The 19,885-nt window shown below is 59.3% G+C and carries 12 protein-coding genes and 1 tRNA gene; 5 read left to right on the top strand and 8 right to left on the bottom strand.

All coding sequences use genetic code 11. The features are described from left to right. Positions 1 to 112 precede the first annotated feature (112 nt). Positions 113 to 3,028 (top strand): acyl-CoA dehydratase activase-related protein, encoded by a 2,916-nt coding sequence (locus tag H6A25_RS07265; protein ID WP_204751305.1) that lies wholly within the window; start codon positions 113 to 115, stop codon positions 3,026 to 3,028. Positions 3,029 to 3,033: 5 nt separating this feature from the next. After that, on the top strand, positions 3,034 to 4,377 hold the full coding sequence (locus H6A25_RS07260) for a 2-hydroxyacyl-CoA dehydratase (RefSeq protein ID WP_204751304.1): 1,344 nt from the start codon (positions 3,034 to 3,036) through the stop codon (positions 4,375 to 4,377). A gap of 835 nt (positions 4,378 to 5,212) precedes the next feature. Here H6A25_RS07260 and H6A25_RS07255 read toward each other — a convergent pair. The 5 genes from H6A25_RS07255 to polA all read right to left on the bottom strand — a co-directional run bounded on the left by H6A25_RS07255 (position 5,213) and on the right by polA (position 11,917). Continuing rightward, a complete protein-coding gene (locus H6A25_RS07255) occupies positions 5,213 to 6,181 on the bottom strand; it encodes an aminopeptidase (protein ID WP_204751303.1) in 969 nt (322 codons plus the stop codon). 366 nt (positions 6,182 to 6,547) lie between these two features. Then, positions 6,548 to 7,168, bottom strand: a complete 621-nt coding sequence (locus H6A25_RS07250; RefSeq protein ID WP_204751302.1) for a redox-sensing transcriptional repressor Rex — start codon at positions 7,166 to 7,168, stop codon at positions 6,548 to 6,550. A gap of 251 nt (positions 7,169 to 7,419) precedes the next feature. Next, positions 7,420 to 8,445 carry a tRNA (adenosine(37)-N6)-threonylcarbamoyltransferase complex transferase subunit TsaD gene (gene tsaD, locus H6A25_RS07245; RefSeq protein ID WP_204751301.1) on the bottom strand — a complete coding sequence of 342 codons (1,026 nt, stop codon included), beginning with the start codon at positions 8,443 to 8,445 and terminating at the stop codon, positions 7,420 to 7,422. Positions 8,446 to 8,826: 381 nt separating this feature from the next. After that, entirely contained in the window at positions 8,827 to 9,288 is a 462-nt protein-coding gene (rimI, locus tag H6A25_RS07240; protein WP_243423280.1) for a ribosomal protein S18-alanine N-acetyltransferase, read from the bottom strand. After that, complete coding sequence (gene polA / locus H6A25_RS07235; RefSeq protein ID WP_204751300.1) at positions 9,272 to 11,917, bottom strand: DNA polymerase I; 2,646 nt, start codon at positions 11,915 to 11,917, stop codon at positions 9,272 to 9,274. The genes rimI and polA overlap by 17 nt, the downstream gene beginning before the upstream one ends. A 300-nt stretch (positions 11,918 to 12,217) precedes the next feature. On the opposite strand from polA, the gene H6A25_RS07230 reads away from it, so the two are divergent. Beyond that, positions 12,218 to 12,291 (top strand) — tRNA-Gln (locus H6A25_RS07230). A 242-nt stretch (positions 12,292 to 12,533) separates the two neighbouring features. Here the strand turns inward: H6A25_RS07230 and H6A25_RS07225 are convergent. The 3 genes from H6A25_RS07225 to H6A25_RS07215 form a co-directional block, all read right to left on the bottom strand. Next, complete coding sequence (locus H6A25_RS07225; RefSeq protein ID WP_204751299.1) at positions 12,534 to 13,385, bottom strand: ATP-binding protein; 852 nt, start codon at positions 13,383 to 13,385, stop codon at positions 12,534 to 12,536. Continuing rightward, positions 13,373 to 14,092, bottom strand: a complete 720-nt coding sequence (locus tag H6A25_RS07220) for a DUF6291 domain-containing protein (RefSeq protein WP_204751298.1) — start codon at positions 14,090 to 14,092, stop codon at positions 13,373 to 13,375. The genes H6A25_RS07225 and H6A25_RS07220 overlap by 13 nt, the downstream gene beginning before the upstream one ends. 276 nt (positions 14,093 to 14,368) lie before the next feature. After that, complete coding sequence (locus tag H6A25_RS07215) at positions 14,369 to 15,058, bottom strand: peptidoglycan recognition protein family protein (protein WP_204751297.1); 690 nt, start codon at positions 15,056 to 15,058, stop codon at positions 14,369 to 14,371. Between the two features lie 617 nt (positions 15,059 to 15,675). Here H6A25_RS07215 and pckA point away from each other — a divergent pair. Together pckA and H6A25_RS07205 are read left to right on the top strand one after the other, a co-directional pair. Beyond that, positions 15,676 to 17,235 carry a phosphoenolpyruvate carboxykinase (ATP) gene (gene pckA, locus H6A25_RS07210; RefSeq protein ID WP_204751296.1) on the top strand — a complete coding sequence of 520 codons (1,560 nt, stop codon included), beginning with the start codon at positions 15,676 to 15,678 and terminating at the stop codon, positions 17,233 to 17,235. A 306-nt stretch (positions 17,236 to 17,541) separates the two neighbouring features. After that, complete coding sequence (locus tag H6A25_RS07205; RefSeq protein WP_204751350.1) at positions 17,542 to 19,701, top strand: Tex family protein; 2,160 nt, start codon at positions 17,542 to 17,544, stop codon at positions 19,699 to 19,701. The last annotated feature ends 184 nt before the right edge of the window (positions 19,702 to 19,885 follow it).

The raw sequence follows: 19,885 nt of genomic DNA, 5'->3' as shown, positions 1-19,885 counted from the left end.
GATTTTCCTTTACAAATCAAACAGAACGGCTTATGATATATGGTAACATTCTGATATTCCGCCCCCAAGGGGGAAAACCAGAGCTTTACTTTGTAAGTCAGAGGTGAACGCCTTGCAAATCGGCATTGACATCGGTTCCACCACCATCAAATGCGTGGTGCTGGACCAAAGCGGCTCCATCCTTCTCAGCCGGTATGAGCGCCATTATTCCCAAATCACCCAAAAGACCACCGAAATGCTTCAGGCCATCCGGGAAAAATACCCGGAGGAACAGAACATTTCCCTGGCCATCACCGGCTCGGCTGGCATGGGCATGGCCCAGGGCTGCGGCATCCCCTTCGTCCAGGAGGTCTATGCCACCCGTCTGGCCGCCAATACCTACCTGCCCGGCACCGATGTGATCATCGAGCTGGGAGGTGAGGACGCCAAGATCCTCTTCCTCACAGGCGGCACCGAAGTGCGGATGAACGGCACCTGTGCCGGCGGTACCGGCGCCTTTATCGACCAGATGGCCACCCTGATGAAGCTGACTCCGGACGAGATGAACGAACTGGCAGCCCAGGCTACCGAAACCTATACCATCGCCTCCCGCTGCGGCGTTTTTGCCAAAACCGACATCCAGCCCCTTCTCAACCAGGGGGCCAGAAAGGCCGACATCGCCAAAAGCATCTTTTTTGCCGTGGTCAACCAGACCATCGCCGGGCTGGCCCAGGGCCGCCCCATAAAGGGAAATGTGGTGTACCTGGGCGGGCCCCTCACCTTCCTCAGCCAGCTGCGCGCGGCCTTTGACGAAACCTTGCACCTCACCGGCATCTGCCCGGAAAATTCCCTTTATTATGCCGCTTTGGGCTCGGCCCTTTCCGCCCGGGAAGAGCTGAACCTCCCGGAGATCATCCATCGTCTGGAATCTTCCGGCGTCACCGGCCACTATGACTCCATCCCTCCCCTCTTCCAGAGCCAGGAGGAATACGAGGCTTTCCGCCTGCGCCACGAAAAGGCCCAGGTGCCCACTTGCGACCCCGAAACTTATCAGGGCCCGGTCTACCTGGGTGTGGACTCCGGTTCCACCACCATCAAGGCGTTGGTCATTACCCCCGATGGGGCCATTCTCCGCTCCCTCTACCAGCCCAACAACGGAAATCCGGTGCAGGTGGTGAGGGAGTTTCTGCTGGAATTTTATAAGGACTTCCCCCATCTGCCCATCGCCGGCAGCGCCGTCACCGGCTATGGCGAGGAGATCGTGCAGAACGCCCTGCTGATGGATCACGGCGTGGTGGAAACCATGGCCCACTTCACCGCCGCCAAACGCTTCCTGCCGGAAGTGGAGTTCATCATCGACATCGGCGGCCAGGACATCAAGTGCTTCAAGATCAGGGGCGGCGCCATTGACAACATTTTCCTCAACGAAGCCTGTTCCTCGGGCTGCGGCTCTTTTTTGCAGACCTTTGCCAACGCCCTGGGCTATTCGGTGGCCGATTTTGCCAAGCTGGGCCTGCTGGCCGATGCTCCTGTGGACCTGGGCAGCCGCTGCACCGTGTTTATGAACTCTTCGGTGAAGCAGGCCCAGAAGGACGGAGCTTCGGTGGAGAATATCTCCGCCGGCCTGTCCATCAGCGTGGTGAAAAATGCCCTCTATAAAGTCATCCGTGCTTCCAGCCCTCAGGAGCTGGGCGAACATATCGTGGTCCAGGGCGGCACCTTCCTCAACGACGCCGTGCTCCGGGCCTTCGAGCAGGAAATGGGCGTTCAGGTGGTGCGGCCCAGCGTGGCCGGGCTGATGGGCGCCTATGGCGCGGCCCTCTATGCCATGGAACGGCAGAAAGGCTCCTCTACCCTTTTAGGGCCGGAGGAGCTGCAAAATCTGACCCACAAAGTCCAGGCGGTGGAATGCGGCCTGTGCCAGAACCACTGCAAACTCACCGTCAACCAATTCGGCTCGGACCGCCGCTTCATCAGCGGCAACCGGTGTGAGCGGCCTGTGACCCACAGAGCCGCCGGAGACCTGCCGGATATCTACGAACATAAGCTTCAGCTGCTCCGCTCCTATCAGCCCATCCGGGGCAAACGAGGCCAGCTGGGTCTGCCCATGGGCCTGAATTTCTATGAACTGCTCCCCTTCTGGCACGCTTTCTTCACCAAGCTGGGCTTTGAGGTCATTACCTCTCCCCCCTCCAACCGGGCCCTCTATCTCCGGGGCCAGGGGAGCATCCCCTCGGATACCGTGTGCTTCCCCGCAAAACTGATGCACGGTCATGTGCAGTCCCTCATCGATCAGGGCGTGAAGCACATATTCTATCCCTGCATGACCTATAACTTAAATGAACACAAAGGGGATAACCACTATAACTGCCCGGTGGTGGCCTATTACCCGGAAGTGATCGGCGGCAATATGCCCCTGCCTTCCGATGTGGTGCTCATCACCGATTACATCGGCCTGCACCGGCCAAAAGATTTCACCCATAAAATGACCGCCATTTTGCAGAAATACTTCCCCGGTATCACCCTGAAAGAGGTGCAGGAAGCACTGAAAGCCGGACAGAAGGAATACGACAGCTATTTTACCCAGGTGCGCGCCCGGGGAGATGCCATCATCCAGGAGGCCCGAAAGGAACATAAACCCATTATCGTGCTGGCGGGACGGCCCTATCATGTGGACCCGGAGATCAACCACGGCATCGACAAGCTGATCTGCTCCTGCGGTGCGGCGGTCATCAGCGAGGACTGCATCAGCCAGGAGGAACCTCCCTTCCAGACCGGCGTGCTCAACCAGTGGACCTATCACGCCCGGCTCTACGCCGCTGCCCGGCACATCCGGCAGGAAAAGGATATGAACCTGGTGCAGTTGGTGTCCTTCGGCTGCGGCCTGGACGCCGTCACCACCGATGAAGTCCGCTCCATTCTGGAGAGCGAAAACAAAATATACACCCAGATCAAAATCGATGAGATCACAAACCTGGGCGCTGTGAAGATCCGGCTGCGCAGTTTGCTGGCCGCTTTGGAAGCGCCGGAAAGAGCAGGAGGGAAATAACCACCATGGCCAAATTGCAGTATGATAAAAAAGGGCGGCTGATGTTCACCCAGGAAATGCGCCGGGAATATACCATCCTGGTGCCCAATATGGCCCCGATCCATTTCCGCATTCTGGAAAGCGTGCTCCGCAGCCACGGCTACCGGGCAGTGCTTCTCAATAACTGCGGCCCCTCGGTCACCGAGAACGGGCTGAAATATGTGCACAACGACACCTGTTATCCCGCCCTTCTGGTCATCGGCCAGATGATCGATGCCCTGAAAAGCGGAAACTATGACCCCGACCACACCGCCCTGCTTCTGTCCCAGACCGGCGGCGGCTGCCGGGCTTCCAATTACATCCATCTTCTGCGGAAAGCCCTCCACCGGGCCGGTTTTGACCAGGTGCCGGTGATCTCCCTGAACATCTCCGGCCTGGAGAAAAACAAGGGCTTCCAGCTCACTCTGCCCCTGCTGCGTCAGGCCATGGCCGCTTTGGTCTATGGCGATCTTCTGATGCTCCTGTCCAACCAGGTGAAGCCCTATGAAACCGAAAAAGGCCAGGCCATGGCTATGGTGGAAACCTGGAGCCAGCGGCTGGTGCAGCAGTTTGAGAAAAAGAGCGGCTACGGCAAAAAGGAGATCGCCCAGAACATGGGCGAGATCGTCCGGGATTTTGCCCGCATTCCGGTGCAGATGACCCCCAAAGTGAAGGTTGGGGTCGTGGGCGAGATCTATGTGAAATATTCCAAGCTGGGAAACAACGACCTGGAAGGGCTGCTTTATCGGGAGGATTGCGAAGTGATGATCCCCGGTGTGCTGAATTTTGTGATGTACTGCATCGAAAACAACATCACCGATGTGGAGCTCTATGGCGGCAGTCCCATCAAGGCCATGGTGGCAAAGAAGATCATGGATTATCTTTGCTCCATTGAAAAGGCCATGATCGACGCCGTGTCCCAGGAGCCCCGGTTCCAGGCCCCCTCCCCCTTCTATCACACCAAGGAGCTTTCCCGCGGGCTGATCGGTTCGGGCTGCAAGATGGGCGAAGGCTGGCTGCTCACCGCCGAGATGGCCGAGCTCATCGATGCTGGGTTCCAGAACATCATCTGCACCCAGCCCTTCGGCTGCCTGCCCAATCACATCGTGGGCAAGGGCATGATCCGCAAGCTGAAGGAGATCTATCCCGATTCCAACATTGTGCCCATTGACTATGACCCCAGCGCCACCAGCGTCAACCAGGAAAACCGGATCAAGCTGATGCTGGCCATCGCCCGGGAAAATCTGGAGAAAAAGACCGCTCCCCTGGCCTATCCTCAGAAAAAACAGGCGCCGGTGTCCCACGCGGCTTCCTCCTCGGCAACCTGCTGAGTCCCACCAGCGTGCCGCTGGTGGCGAGCCGCCACGGCCATACTTTCTTTGCATTGGTTCGTTGTGTTGGCCTGGGCAAAGAAAGGAACGACTGCCCAGGCACTGGGCCGCTGCCGCGCTGGGCAACAGAATTTGCTTTGATGAAAAAAAGCTCTCCCGAAAAGGAGAGCTTTTTCTTTTGCATTTTGCTAAGACTGCACCCAGGCTCCTCCCGGCGGAGCCGGACCACCCGGGCCCCGGGCGCACTCAGCCAGAGAGAGTATGCCTGCGGAGGCACTCCGCTGCATTTTGCTAAGACTGCACACTGGTGCTTCCCGGCGGAGCCGGACCACCCAGGCCCCGGGCGCACTCGGCCAGGGCGGAGTGCCTCCGCTGGTGGCGAGCCGCCACAGCCGTTCCTCTCTTTGCCTGAGTGAATACAATCGGCCTTCGCTCTGTCGCCTAGCGCGGCAGCGCAGATTGCCTGCGGAGGCACTCCGCCGGGTGATGGTTTATCACACCGGGAGCAATAAGGCCGGCAACCCATGATGCCGGAGACAGGAACGGACCCAGTGCCTGGGCTGTCATACTCTCTTTGCTCAGGTGGACACAACCAGCCTGATTTCCATTGCTCAGCGCGGGAGCGCAGTATGCCTGCGGAGGCACTCCTCCCGGGTGATGGTTTATCACACCCGGAGCAATAAGGCCGGCAACGCATTCCCACCGGAGACAGGAACGGACCCAGTGCCTGGGCTGTCATACTCTCTTTGCTCAGGTGGACACAACCAGCCTGATTTCCATTGCTCAGCGCGGGAGCGCAGTTTGGGTGCAGCGTCACGCTGCCGGAGGCACTCCGCTAGCGGACCACGCTGCCATTGTGGAGGACCATCTGGCCGTCCACGATCAAAGTGGGCTCGGTCATGATCAGGTCATAGTGGCAGGCGGCCTTCACATTGCCCCCCAGGGTGATGCTGGTGCCGATGCCGATATGCACCGAACCCCGCACCCCTTCGTCCTCCAGCATAAAGCCCATAAACCGGCACTTGGGGTTGAGCCCCACCCCCAGCTCGGCAATGTTATATACATTGGGGTCCTGCTTCTGCTCCAGATCCTGTTTGAGCATCTGGGCCTGGCGTCCCCCTTCGATGGCGGTGATCCGGCCCCCCTGCACCCGGCAGGTCACCGGCTCTTCCAGAAGGCCGATGCCGATATAGGGAATGCTGGCATTGGCCACGATGATCCCCTGGGCTGTGCCCTCCAGGGGAGATACATTGGCCTCCACCGTGGGCACCGGGGAAAATTCCCCCGGCTCCACCATGCAGTACATGGCGTTGCTCCGTCTCCCCTCTGCGGAAAAGGTAAAGTCGGTGCCATAAGGGGTGGTGAGGTGCACTTCCCTGGCTCCGGCCAGAATCCCCGCCACCGCTTTGCAGGTGGGCGCCACTTCCCGGAAATCGGCTTCCAGGCCGCCTTTTGTCATCAGCTCCTGGGTGAACTGGGTGAGCACCACCCCACGGCTCCCCCGCTTGCAGGCTTCCTTCACGGCGTGGGTGTGGGTGATGGACTTGCCCACCACGGCGATAAAGGCATCGCTCTCCTTCATGGCAGCGGCAATGGCTGCCGGGGGCTCCTGACCGTCCCGCTCCCGGGGCAGCATCAGGGCGATCATGGGCTCGGCGTCCACGGCGTAGACCGCCTGGGCCACCGCCTTTGCAATGGGCAGCTTCTCCCCTTCGGTGACGATGAGCACCTGTTCTCCAGGCCGCACCCCCACACAGGTCTCTACCACCCGTTTGGCTCCTTTTACCATCAGAATTTCATTCATAAATCTTTCCTCCGCGGCGAGCCGCCGCTGTCAAAACTCTCCCAGGCTTTATGCGTTGCCATTTCCCGGTGCTCCAGGCGTGGCTTGCCACGCCTGGAAGGTGCTATATTGCAATCCTGGCCCAGTGCCTGGGCCCTCATACTGTGCTGCCGGTCCCGTGTCGGGACAGCCAAGCGGCGCTCCCGCACCCGATCACAGCACCCACCTGAATCATTCCCCCGGCTTCACAATCCCCCCTGATATGGCAGCGGGGCCACCCCGCTGCAAGGGGGGCTGCAGCGTGACGCTGCACCCATATCGCGCTGCCGCGCTGGGCCGGTTGTATACAGAAAGGCAAAGAAAGTATGGCCGTCCGGCCACCGGACCTCAAATTCTATACGACAATGTCATCAGGCTTTCGCTGAAATGGACATTCTCCACCGGCACATGGATGCCGTCCAGATGAAGATCCACGCCGGTGAAATTCCAGATGCCCCGGATGCCCAGACTGCACAGCTTGTCGGCCACATCCCGGGCGTACTGACGGGGCAGGGTGAGAATGGCAATATCCGGCTGATGCCGCTGCACATAATTTTCCAGTTCCTCCATGGCCAGCACCGGCACCCCGGCCACGCTGCCTCCCATCAGCTCCGGCCGCACATCAAAAGCTGCGGTGAGCCGGAAGCCGCTTTGCTCAAACTTGAAATTGGTCATCAGCGCCCGGCCCAGATTGCCCGCACCGATGAGCACCGCCGTGTGGTTGTTGTCCAGCTTGAGAATCTCCCGGATGGAGGAGCGGAGATTCTCCACATTGTAGCCATAGCCCTGCTGGCCAAAGCCGCCAAAGCAGTTGAAATCCTGCCGCACCTGGGAGGCCGTCAGCCCCATCTTGGCCGCCAGCGCCCCAGAGGAAATGCGGGCCACTCCGTTCTGATGCAGCTCGCTCACATACCGATAGTACCGGGGCATCCGGCGGATCACCGCCATTGAGATCTTTTTTCCTTCCATTTTTGCCTGTTTCTTCCTTCCATGGAACTGTTTCCGGGGAAAAGTCCCCCGTTCCCGTTTTCTTACTACAATGAGTTATCAACATTGTCCACAGAGTTATGCACAGCCAGAAACCCCTGTGTTTTCAATGGTTTTCGGATTTTTTCGGCATTTTGTTCCCTTTTAACAAGGTGTTATGCTCTGTTTTGACAATGGGGATTTTGCTCTTTTTTTCCCCTTTGCATCCTCTTTCTCTGTGCATCTTCACTCTATCACAGCGCCGCGCTCACATCCTCCGAAAGAGGCATGGTGGCGTAGCAGTTCTGCTCTAAAGTGCCGGTGTGCCCGGCCAAAAGTTCATAATAGGCCTGGCAGGCGATCATGGAGCCGTTGTCGCCGCAAAGGCCCAGAGGCGGCAGGAAAAGCCGCAGCCCGGCCTTCCCTGCTTCCTCTTCCAGATGGGCCCGCAGCACTGAGTTTGCCGCCACGCCCCCGGCGATCACCAGGGTATCCCGCTTTCGCTCCTTGGCCCCTTCCACCATCCGGGGCACAATGGCCTGGGCCACCGCATGGCATACCCCCGCCGCCAGATGGTGTTTTTCCACCGGCAAGCCCTTCTGGCCTAAGTTGTGCACCAGGTTGATGGCGGCGGTTTTCAGCCCGGAAAAGGAGAAGTCCAGGGCATTGCCTGCCACATGGGCCTGGGGCAGGTGATAAAAATGGGGGTCGCCCTGGCGTGCCAGCTGGTCCATGGCCTTGCCGCCGGGATAGGGCAGACCCAGGGTGCGGGCGATCTTGTCGAAGGCCTCCCCTGCTGCATCGTCCCGGGTGGTGCCCAGCACTTCCATCCGGGTGTAATCCTGCACATCGGCCAGAACGGTATGGCCCCCCGAGGCCACCAGGGCCAGGAAAGGCGGCGTGAGCTCCGGGAAAGCCACGAAATTGGCGGCGATATGGCCCCGGATATGGTGCACCGGCACAAAGGGCACGCCCCAGGCCTGGGCGCAGGCCTTGGCGAAGTTGGCCCCCACCAGAAGGGCCCCGATGAGCCCGGGAGCGCAGGTGGCGGCCACGGCGTCGATCTCCTCCGGCTTCACCCCGGCCTGCTCCATGGCCTGCTGGGCCACCAGGCTGATTTTCTCGATGTGCTTGCGGGAGGCGATCTCCGGCACCACGCCGCCGTACAGGGCGTGCATGTCCGCCTGAGAATAGATCACATCAGACAGAATGGTCCGGCCATCCTGGCAAACTGCCGCCGCCGTCTCGTCGCAAGAGGTTTCTATGGCTAAAATCTTCATATTGTTCTCATTCCTTTTCATGGTCCCGTGTCGGGACGGCCGTTCCTGTCTCCGGCATCATGCGTTGTTTGCCTTATTGCTCCGGGTGTGATAAACCATCACCCGGTAGGGGCTGCCTTGCAATCCTGGGTCCGGTGCCACAGAAGAGGCTGGTTCGGTGCAATCCGGCAAAAACAGTATGGCCGTCCGGCCACCGGACCTCCCTTGTGCAAAGGGAGCTGTCGGCGAACGCCGACTGAGGGATTGGCAGCGTGACGCTGCACCCAGGCGGTGCTGACCCACCCGACAATAGAAACCAGCTGAATCATTCACCCGGCTTGACAATCCCCCCTGCATGGCTTTGCCATGCTGTCCCCCCTTTGCACAAGGGGGGCTGCAGCGTCACGCTGGGTCAAGACTCATCAAAAGCGCATCTTCCGGAGGGGACTGGTAATAGCCGGGGCGGATACCGGTTTTCTGAAAGCCGAACTTCTCATAAAGGGCCTGGGCGGCGCTGTTTGACACCCGCACCTCCAGGGTCACAAGGTTCATGCCCTCCCGACGGCAGAAATCCAGCATGGCCTCCATCAGAAAAGAAGCCACGCCCTCCCGGCGGCAGGCCGGAGATACCGCCACATTGGCCACCTGGCATTCATCCAGCACCACCCGGGTGCCGATATACCCCAGCACCTGCCCCTCTTGGGTGCACACAAAGTACCGGGCCAGGGGACTATTCAGCTCATCCCCCAAGGCGCTTTCGCTCCAGGGGTCTGTGAAGCAGGCCCGCTCCATGGCGGCGATCTGAGGAATGTGCTCCTCCCGTAGCCCCTCCACCTGCCAAAACTCTCTATTTCTTGGCATCATACCAGCTATCCCCCTGGCTCACATCGGCAGTCAGACGCACCGACAGGGGGAAAGCCCCCTCCATTTCCTCTTTGAGAAGGGCGCTGACCCTCTCGGCTTCCTCCTCCGGCGCTTCGATGATCAGCTCGTCGTGGACCTGAAGCAGCAGCCGGGCCTGAAGCCCTTCCTTTTTAAGCCTGCGGAAAACCGCCACCATGGCCGCCTTGATGATATCGGCAGCCGTGCCCTGAATGGGGGTGTTCAGCGCCAGCCGCTCCCCAAAAGCACGGATGTTGTAGTTTTTGCTGCGGAGCTCGGGCAGGTACCGGCGGCGGCCCCACAAAGTGGTGACGAACCCATCCTGCCGGGCCTTTTCCTTGATTTCTTCCATATACCGGCGAACGCCGCTGTATTTTTCCAGATAGCTGTCGATATAGCCCTGGGCCTCCTTCTGGGACACATGAATGTCCTCGGACAGGGAAAAGGCGGAAATGCCGTAGACAATGCCGAAATTCACCGCCTTGGCATGACTGCGCATCTGGGGCGTGACAAACTCCACCGGCACGCCGAACACCTGGGAGGCGGTGACGGTGTGGATGTCCTCCCCTTCCAGAAAGGCCCGCTTCATAATGGGGTCATCGGCGATATGGGCCAGCACCCGCAGCTCGATCTGGGAATAGTCGGCGTCGATGAGCGTCCAGCCCGGCCTTGCCACAAAGCACCGGCGGATCTCGGCGCCCAGCTGCTGGCGCACCGGAATGTTCTGCAAATTGGGCTCGGTGCTGCTGAGCCGCCCGGTGGCGGTGACCATCTGCTGGAAGGTGGTGTGCACCCGTCCATCCGCTCCCACCAGCCGGCTCAGACCGTCCACATAGGTGCTTTTCAGCTTGGTCAGCTTCCGGTATTCAATGATCAGCGGCACGATCTCGTGGCTGTTTTTCAGCTTTTCCAGCACTTCAATGTCGGTGGAATAGCCCTTCTTGGTCTTTTTGATGGCCTTGAGCCCCAGTTTCTCAAAGAGAATATGTCCCAGCTGCTGGGTGGAGTTGATGTTGAACTGCTCTTCCGCCAGGCGGTAGATCTCCTGTGTCAGCCCCTCGATCTGGCCGCTGAGAGAGGCTCCGAAACATAGAAGCCTGCCGGTGTCCAGCAAAAAGCCCTCCCGCTCCATCTGACACAAAACGGGAACCAGGGGCAGCTCCACTTCATAAAGGAGTTTTTCCATCCCCTCTTCCCGGATGCGCTCTCCCAGAGTCTCGTGAAGCCGTCCCACGGCCCTTGCATGCTGGGCCAGGGCGGCGTGGGCCATGCTCTCCGGGTTCAGGGGAGAAAAGGCGTCCTCCCCGGTGTAGTGGCTCTCCGGAAGCAGATGCGCCCCCAGATAGGCCGCGGCGGTTTTCTCCAGGGTGTAGCCACCGGCGGTGGGGTCCAGCAGATAGCAGCTGAGGGCGGTATCCCCTTTCAGACCCTGGGGGTGGATGCCCCCTTCCAGCAGGGCTTTCCAGGTGGCCTTGGCGTCGCAGAGCACCTTGCCCCCTTCTCCCTGGAAAAAGTCCCGGAGGAAGCCCATGAATGCTTCTTCCCCCAGATGCTCCCGGGTAAAGAGAACCACTTCCCCCTCCTGTTCCAGGGCCAGGGCGCGGAACCCTTCTTCCAGGCGGCAGGAGGTGTCTTTCCGGGAAAAGGCTTGCAGCAGCTCTGGCAGTTCCTCCGGCTGGGCCAGACGGTAGTCCGTGGAGATCTCCCGGGCCTGCGGCGTCTCCATGCTTTCCCCTTCCCCCTCCAGTCCCAGGCGCTTTGTGAGGGAGGAAAACTCCAGCATGGAAAACAGCTGGAAAAGCCCCGGTTTGTCCATCTCGCCCCGGCTCAGGCTGGGGAGCGTGGCGGTGATGGGAGCGTCCACCACCCCCAGGGCCAGTTCGAAGCTGAGGCGGGCGCTGTCCTGCCCGGCGGCGAGCTTCTTTTTCTGGGAAGGGGTGAGGGACGGGTCGTCCAGGTGCGCATAGACCCCATCCAGGGAGCCGAATCGGGTGAGCAGGCTCATGGCAGTCTTTTCCCCGATGCCGGGCACGCCGGGGATGTTGTCGGAGGCATCCCCCATCAGGGCTTTCAGATCGACGATCTTGTCGGGAGAAAGGCCCTGGTAACTTTCCCGGAAGGCCTGCTCGTCATAGTCTTTATAGATGGTCTGGCCCATTTTGGTGGTCACCAGCTTGACGGTGGCCCCTTGGGCGATGAACTGAAGGCTGTCCCGGTCACCGGTGACGATAAGGCAGTCCTCCCCTTTTTCCCGGCAGAGCCGGGCCAGGGTACCTAAAAGGTCATCGGCTTCGAAGCCTTCCAGCTCCATGCGGGCGATCCCCATTTTGTCCAGCACTTCTTTAATAATAGGCATCTGCTGGGCCAGCTCGTCGGGCATCCCCTTCCGCTGGGCCTTATAGCCTTCGTATTTCAGATGGCGGAAGGTTTTCGCCCGCATATCAAAGCAGACGCACACCTGGTCCGGCTGCTCTTCCTCCAGCAGCTTGAGCAAGATATTCACAAAGCCATATACTGCATTGGTATAAAGCCCCTGCCGGTTGGTCAGCAGGCGCACGGCGTAAAAAGCCCGGTTCACCAGGCTGTTGCCATCAATGGCCATCAATTTCATGGTGTTTCTCCTCCCAGCGTGACGCTGGACCCATACTGCGCTGCCGCGCTGGGCAATCGTTCTGTGGTTGGTTCTGTTGCTTGGTGCGGGAGCACCCCTTGGCTGTCCCGACACGGGACCGTCACGCTGCCCCTGTTATATTATCTTCGTTTTCGGGGAGAATTGCAAGAGACCTTGAAAAACTTCCGGAAAGTTTTTTCAAAGTTTTTCAGATTTTTTTAAAAAAGATGTTGACATTCCCGAAAATATAGCTATAATAAATTATGCGCTCAGGGCCACGGCCCAAAGCGAAAAACAAATAGCGGGATTGTGTAAGGGTAGCACGACAGACTCTGACTCTGTTTGTGAGGGTTCGAATCCTTCTCCCGCTGCCATCTTGAAAGGCCCCGGAAACCTTGAAAATCAAGGCTTCCGGGGTTTTTTGTCCGGTGGCCGGACAGCCAAGCGGTGCTACCGCACCAGGCAACAAAACGAGGGCAAAGAAGCGACCCAGGGCCTGGGTGTTACTTTTCCCCCTCCCCTTCCCCAGGGAAATATTCACAAGAGAATTTTTATTCCTCTTCTTCCTCCAAAAGCAGCTCTTGCTGGCCGGGCAGAATCACTTCCCTCCCCAGGCCTATTTCTGCCAAAACATCCCATAGGCGGCGTTCTGTTTTTCCTCATGGAGCCGATGGCGGCGGCTGGGGCCGCCCATCTGGATGGCCACCGTCATTTCCCGGATGCGGTCATAGACCCGCCTGTCTCTCTCTTCCCTGGGATTCTGGAACTGCTCCCAGGTCAGATTGGTGGTGACCACAATCGGCTTGCCGCTGGCATAGCGGCTGTCGATGATCTGATACACCGCCTCCTTCATGGCATCGCTCCCCCGCTGAGCTCCCAGATCGTCCAGCACCAGCAGGTCATAGCCGTTCAGGCTGCGGAGAAACTGCTCCCGCTCCGCCCCCCAGCCCAAAGCGTTTGCCATGCGCACCAGGCTGGTCATCAGCACCGGCACCCCCTGCCGGGTCAGCTCATTGGCAACGCAGGCGGCGGCAAAGGTCTTGCCGGTGCCCACGCCCCCATACAGATACAGCCCCATGTTCTGCCCTTTCATCTCCGGCCATCTGGCACAATAGCGGCGCAGGGCCTCCATCACCCGGGGATTCCCTCCGTCGTCTTTGTCAAAGGTCCATTTCCGGTAGGCCGGGTCCTGGACAGCGGCGGCCTGCTTCCGCTCCAGGGCCTCTATACGCTGCCGCGCCTCCATTTCCTCCAGCTGCCGCTGCACTTTCTCGCTCTGGCACCGGCACAGACAGGCCACCTTCCGCTTTGCCCCCAGCAGCTCCACCCAGGTTTCTTTTTTGCTATGGCAGGCGCCGCAATGGAGCAGCCCGTCCTGGATATAATCCCCCGGCAAAGCTTCTGCCCGGCGGCTGGCCAGGGCAAAAAGGCCCCCTTCCTGTCCATTTTCCCCTTTCAAAAGGACCACAGGCCCTCACCTCCCCCATAAGGGTCCGGTCCGGCATAGGCCCCCTGCTGCCGTTCCTGCCGCTGCCATCGCTCCCAGCTTTCTGCATTCCGCAGGGCCGCTTTCCAGTCCTGCATAGGCGTATTTCCCACCATCCAGCCCTTGGCCTGGTAGAAATCCAGAAACCCCTGGGGGTCTACCGGGGAATTTCTCTCATAAACATAATCCCGCACCTGAGAGAGGGTGGGTGGGTGAAAGTGATGCGCCCTTCGGACGCCCTCCGGCGTCCCCGGCGCCTTTTCTTTTTCTTTTCCTTTGCACTCACCCTCTCCCTCTCTTTTTTCTTCTTCTTTGTTTTCGTTTTCGTTTTCGTATTCGCCTTCGTATTCTTCTTCGTATTCGTCTTTGTCTTTGCCTTCGTATTCTCCTTTGTCTTGGCTTTTTTCGGTTTCGGAAAAACCCACTGGGTTTTTTGGGTTTCTGGGTCTGCCGCCGTTTTTGCCGTTAGCTGCGTTTCTCTCACACTGTCTGGCATATTTCGCATTGTCCCGGTCGATCTGGCTTTTGATGAGGGGGAACACAAACCGTTCGTTGCCCCGGAGGTTCCCGGCGTCTCCCGTCAAGGTGTATTCCAGCATGGCCGTCAGCAGTCGGCCCCGTTCGGCATCATCCAAAGCCTGGATGGCATCCCGGTAGGAGTGGTACAGGCAGATATATTCTCTGGCCATTGTGTTTCTTCCTTTCTCTTTTTCTTGCCCCCATCCTACCACACCTTTCCCGGTCTTTTTCGTGCAGCGTGACGCTGCACCCAAAACTCGCTGAAGGCTTTATGCTTTGCCTGCCTGATTGCTCCGGTGCTGGCGAGCCAACACCGGTAGAGGCCGGGGTGCAGTCCTGACAGAGCGCATCAAAAAGGCCGGTTGCATGCCGTTGGGCAAAGAAAATCCCCCCTTGTGCAAAGGGGGGGCTTCTTTGCTCTGATTGATACAACCGGCCTTTGCCTTTTATTTGTCCAATAAACCAGCCCGGTCCAGATAAACCAGGGTCTGCAAACTCACACCCAACACGCTGACGGAATTGTCTGCATTGGTGGATATCAGGCCCCGTTTTACCGCTTTCCGCACCGATTCCCGGGCCCATTCCGGCATATCCGCATACCATTGATAAGTCTTTTTGGCCCAATCAGGATAATCCAGCATTTCTTCCTCGTCTCCTTTCAGTTTTGCTTTGAAGTCCTCCCACAGGGAAGGATTTTCCACCATGGGAAGGGGGCAGTTTTTTCCGGTGACATCCCAGTGCCGCAGCACGCACTCCGGCGGCACATTGTATTGCTCCATCAGCTCACGCACTACCTGGATGGCCTTTGTCACGGTGCCCTGCCGCACTTTGCCGGCTTTGTCCCAGATGCACATCTCCACGCCGATGCTGCTCCCATTGCGGCAAAGGGGGTGCTTGTAGGTCTTGGCCCCGCAGTGATAGGCGGTGTCCTCATCACGGACGCTTTGCCATACCTCTTTTTCGTCCACGAAATAGTGGGCAGAGGTGCGGGTTTCTGTGCGTGCAAAATAGTCGATGTTGTTTTTGGCGGTGTCGCCACGGTTGGCTGTATAATGCACCACGATATACTGCACCGGGCTTTTGCGTCCCGGCTGAAAATTTGCTTTGTTCGATTGCTTGAAACCGGTGATCTCCATATCCGGCATCCCTCCCCCACATACTATGCAAAGCCAGAGCCTTCGCTACGGCGAAGGCTACTCCAGGCTTCTTCCCGGCGGGAACCGCCGGGCCAGCGTGACGCTGGACCCATAACTTTCTTTGCCTTTGCCGGTTGTGTTTGCCAGGGCAAAGAAAATATGGCCGTCCGGACACCGGACCTCTCGGGGAAAAACTAGGTTTTTCCCCGACCTTTTTCGCGCCCCAGGCGGGGCCAGCGTGACGCTGGACCCATAACTTTCTTTGCCTTTGCCGGTTGTGTCCACCTGGGCAAAGAAAAAGCCCCCCTTGTGCAAAGGGGGGACGGCATGGCAGGGCCATGCAGGGGGGATTGTGAAGCCAGGAAACTCCAACCGGCTTTCGTTCAACTGCCTAGCGCGGCAGCGCAGTATGGCCGCCCGGACACCGGGCTTGTGATTTTTTTATCGATTTTTCAAAAAAAACGGTGTTTTTGCCTTTTTTGCTTTGTTTTGAAAGAAAAAACCGGGGAAAAGCGTTTTTCTGTCATTGACTTCATTTGCCAGCTCCTGTATGATAAATGCAACAATTCCCCCGGCACTTTTTGGGGAAAATTCCATGAGGAAAGAGGTCGCGCATCATGGCAACCATCGATTTGAGCAAGTATGGCATTACCGGCACTCCCCAAGTCCTCCATAACCCCTCCTATGAGACCCTGCTGGAAGAAGAAACCCGGCCTGAGCTTCAGGGCTTTGAAAAAGGCCGGATGACCAATCTGGGGGCCGTCAATGTGATGACCGGCATCTACACCGGCCGCTCCCCCAAGGACAAGTTCATCGTCATGGACGAAAAGAGCCGGGATACTGTGTGGTGGACTTCCCCGGAATTCCCCAACGACAATAAGCCCGCTTCCCAGAAGGCCTGGGAGGAATGCAAGAAACTGGCTGTCCGGTCCCTGTCGGGGAAAAAGCTCTATGTGATGGATGTGTTCTGCGGCGCCAACCCTTCTACCCGCATGGCGGTGCGCTTCATCATGGAAGTGGCCTGGCAGGCCCATTTTGTGAAGAATATGTTCATCCAGCCCACAGAGGAAGAGCTGCGCACCTTTGAGCCGGACTTCGTTTGCTACAACGCCTCCCATACCCCGGTGGAAAATTACGAAGAACTGGGGCTCCATTCCCCCACCGCCATTCTGTTCAATCTGAGCTCCCGGGAGCAGGTGATCCTCAACACCTGGTACGGCGGGGAGATGAAAAAGGGCATCTTCTCCATGATGAACTACTACCTGCCCCTGCGGGGCATTGCCTCCATGCACTGCTCGGCCAACACCGATCTGAGTGGTGAGAACACCGCCTTGTTCTTCGGCCTGTCGGGCACCGGCAAGACCACCCTGTCCACCGATCCTCACCGGCTGCTCATCGGCGACGACGAGCACGGCTGGGATGAGCACGGCGTCTTCAATCTGGAGGGCGGCTGCTATGCCAAGGTGGTGGGTCTGGACAAGGAATCCGAGCCGGACATTTACCACGCCATCCGCCGGAATGCCCTTCTGGAAAATGTGACGGTGAAAGAAGACGGCCAATGCGATTTTGCCGACACCTCGGTCACCGAAAACACCCGGGTATCCTATCCTATTTCCCACATTGAAAAAAGAGTGCAGCCCCGGTCGGTGGGGCCCCACGCCAAGCATGTGATCTTCCTCACCGCCGATGCCTTCGGCGTGCTGCCGCCGGTGTCCATCCTCACCCCGGAGCAGACCCAGTATTATTTCCTCTCCGGCTTCACCTCCAAGCTGGCGGGCACTGAGCGGGGCATCACCCAGCCCACCCCCACCTTCTCCGCCTGCTTCGGCCAGGCCTTCCTGGAGCTGCATCCCAGAAAATACGCCCAGGAGCTTTTGCGGAAGATGGAGCAGAGCGGCGCCCGGGCCTATCTGGTGAACACCGGCTGGAACGGCACCGGCAAGCGGATCTCCATCCACGACACCCGGGCCATCATCGATGCCATTCTGGACGGCTCCATTCTGAATGCCCCCACCAAACGCATCCCCTATTTTGATCTGGAAGTGCCCACCGCCCTCCACGGGGTGGACAGCGGCATCCTGGACCCCCGGGATACCTATCAGGACCCCCATCAGTGGGAGGAAAAGGCCCGGAACCTTTTCGCCCAGTTTGAAGAAAATTATAAGAAATATTGTTAATCCCAGGCGGAGTGCCTCCGCTGTCATACTGCGCTGCCGCGCTAGGCAATCGAACCAAACCGAACACAAAAGGCCTTCCTTTGGGGAGGCCTTTTGTCATGCACCCGGCCAGGATTGCACCCTGGCCCCTTCCGGGGTTGGCCCGCCAGCCCCGGAACACCGAGGTACAGCAGCCCATACAGCCTGGGAGAGTATGGCCGTCCGGACACCGGACCCAGCGTCACGCTGGTCTTTTCTTTGGCTCGCCCATGGGGTATAATGAAGCAGATACCCTTGTTGCAAAGTATGGAGGCTGTTTTTATGGATATGGACAAACTGACCGTTGCCCTGGCCCGGGAACTGGGCCGGGATGCAAAGCAGGTGGCAAATGTCATCACCCTGCTGGATGACGGGGCCACCATCCCCTTCATTGCCCGCTACCGGAAGGAAAAGCACGGCTCCATGGACGACCAGCTTCTGCGGCAGCTTTCTGACCGGCTTTCTTATCTGCGGAACCTGGAAGGACGGAAGGAAGAGATCCGCACCGCCATTGAAAACCAGGGCAAACTGACAGAGGAACTTTCCCAGGCCATCGACAACGCCGCCACCCTGGCCGAAGCCGAGGACCTGTACCGCCCCTACAAACAAAAGCGGCGTACACGGGCCACCATGGCCCGGGAAAAGGGCCTGGAAGGGCTGGCCCAGCTGCTTTTTGCGCAAAAGCGAAACGGCCCCGCCCCCGAGGAAGCCGCTCGGGACCATATCGACCCCCAGAAAGGGGTGGAGACGGTGGAGGGTGCTCTCCAGGGGGCAAACGACATCATTGCCGAATGGCTTTCCGATGACGCCGCCATCCGCAAAACCCTGCGGGAGCTGATGCTGCGGCAAGGCTCCCTCCACTCGGTGGCCGCCACTGAGGAAGACAGCGTCTACCGGCTGTATTACGACTTCACCCTCCCTCTCCGGCGGCTTTCCGGCTACCAGGTGCTGGCCATCAACCGGGGCGAGGGAGAAGGCAAGCTGAAAGTCAGCGTCCAGCTGGACCGGCAGAGCGCCCTGGTGCCTTTGTGCCGGGCGGTGGTGCGCCCCGGCGCTCCGGCCATGGCCTTTGTGAAAACGGCGGCGGAAGATGCCTATGACCGGCTGATTTTCCCCTCCCTGGAACGGGAGGTGCGCACTCTGCTCACCCAGGAGGCCAGCGAGGGAGCCATCCATACTTTTGCCCTCAACCTGCGGCCCCTGCTGATGCAGCCGCCGGTGAAAGGCAAGGTGACCATGGGCTTAGACCCGGGCTACCGCATGGGCTGCAAGGTGGCGGTGGTGGATGCCACCGGCAAGGTGCTGGACACTGCGGTGGTCTACCCCACCCACGGCCAGCGGCAGAAGGAAGAGTGCATCCGCACCCTGTCCCAGCTGATCGCCCGGCGCCATGTGGAGTGCATCGCCATCGGCAACGGCACCGCCAGCCGGGAAACCGAACGGATGACGGCAGAGCTGATCCGGCGCATGGGCGGCGGGGTCAGCTATATGGTGGTCAGCGAAGCGGGGGCCTCGGTGTATTCCGTCTCCCCTCTGGCGGCAGAGGAATTTCCCCAGTTTGATGTGAACCTTCGCTCGGCGGTATCCATTGCCCGCAGGCTCCAGGACCCCCTGGCCGAGCTGGTGAAGATCGACCCCAAAGCCATCGGCGTGGGCCAGTACCAGCACGATATGCCCCAGGCCCGGCTGAGCCAGGCCCTGGACGGGGTGGTGGAGGACTGCGTGGGCGCTGTGGGAGTGGATGCCAACACCGCATCCCCTTCCCTTTTCCAGCGGGTCAGCGGCATCACCGCCGCCACCGCCAAAAACCTGGTCCACTACCGGGAGGAAAAGGGAGCCTTCCAGAGCCGGAAGGAGCTTTTAAAGGTGCGCGGCCTTGGTCCCAAGGCCTATGAACAATGCGCCGGGTTCATCCGTGTGCCCGAAAGTAAGCAGGTGCTGGACCGCACCGGAGTCCATCCGGAAAGCTATGCCGCCGCCCAGGCCCTTCTGGAAGAATGCGGCTTCACCCTCCAGGATGTGGAAAAGGGTACCCTGGAACATCTGCCGGAAAAGGCGGAAGCCATGGGGCTGGAAACGCTGGCCCAGCGGATCGGGACAGGGGTACCCACTCTCCGGGACATTCTCCGGGAGCTGTGCAAGCCGGGCCGGGACCCCCGGGACGAGCTGCCCCCGCCCCTGCTGCGCACCGATGTGATGGAGATGAAGGATCTGAAGCCGGGCATGGAACTGCAAGGCACGGTGCGCAATGTGGTGGATTTCGGGGTGTTCGTGGACATCGGAGTCCACCAGGACGGCCTGGTGCACATCAGCAAGCTGCCCCAGCGGGTACGGCATCCCTCCCAGCTGCTTCAGGTGGGGGATGTGGTCACCGTGTGGGTGGAAAAGGTGGACGAAGGAAAAAAACGCATCAGCCTGACCATGTGCGGAGTGCCTCCGCTGGCATAACTCTCTCAGGCCCTCTGCGTTGTTTTCCTCGGTGCTCCGGGTGTGATAAACCATCACCCGGAAGGGGCTGCTTTGCAATCTTCGCCCAGTGCCGCAGAAATGGCCGGTTGCATGCCGGGCAGCAAAGAGAGTATGGCCGTCCGGACACCGGACCCCCCTTGTGCAAAGGGGGGACAGCATGGCA

The sequence above is a fragment of the Intestinimonas butyriciproducens genome (genome assembly GCF_016901775.1).
In the GTDB taxonomy this organism is placed as follows: domain Bacteria; phylum Bacillota; class Clostridia; order Oscillospirales; family Butyricicoccaceae; genus Pseudobutyricicoccus.
This window is presented reverse-complemented; position numbering and strand designations above follow the sequence as displayed.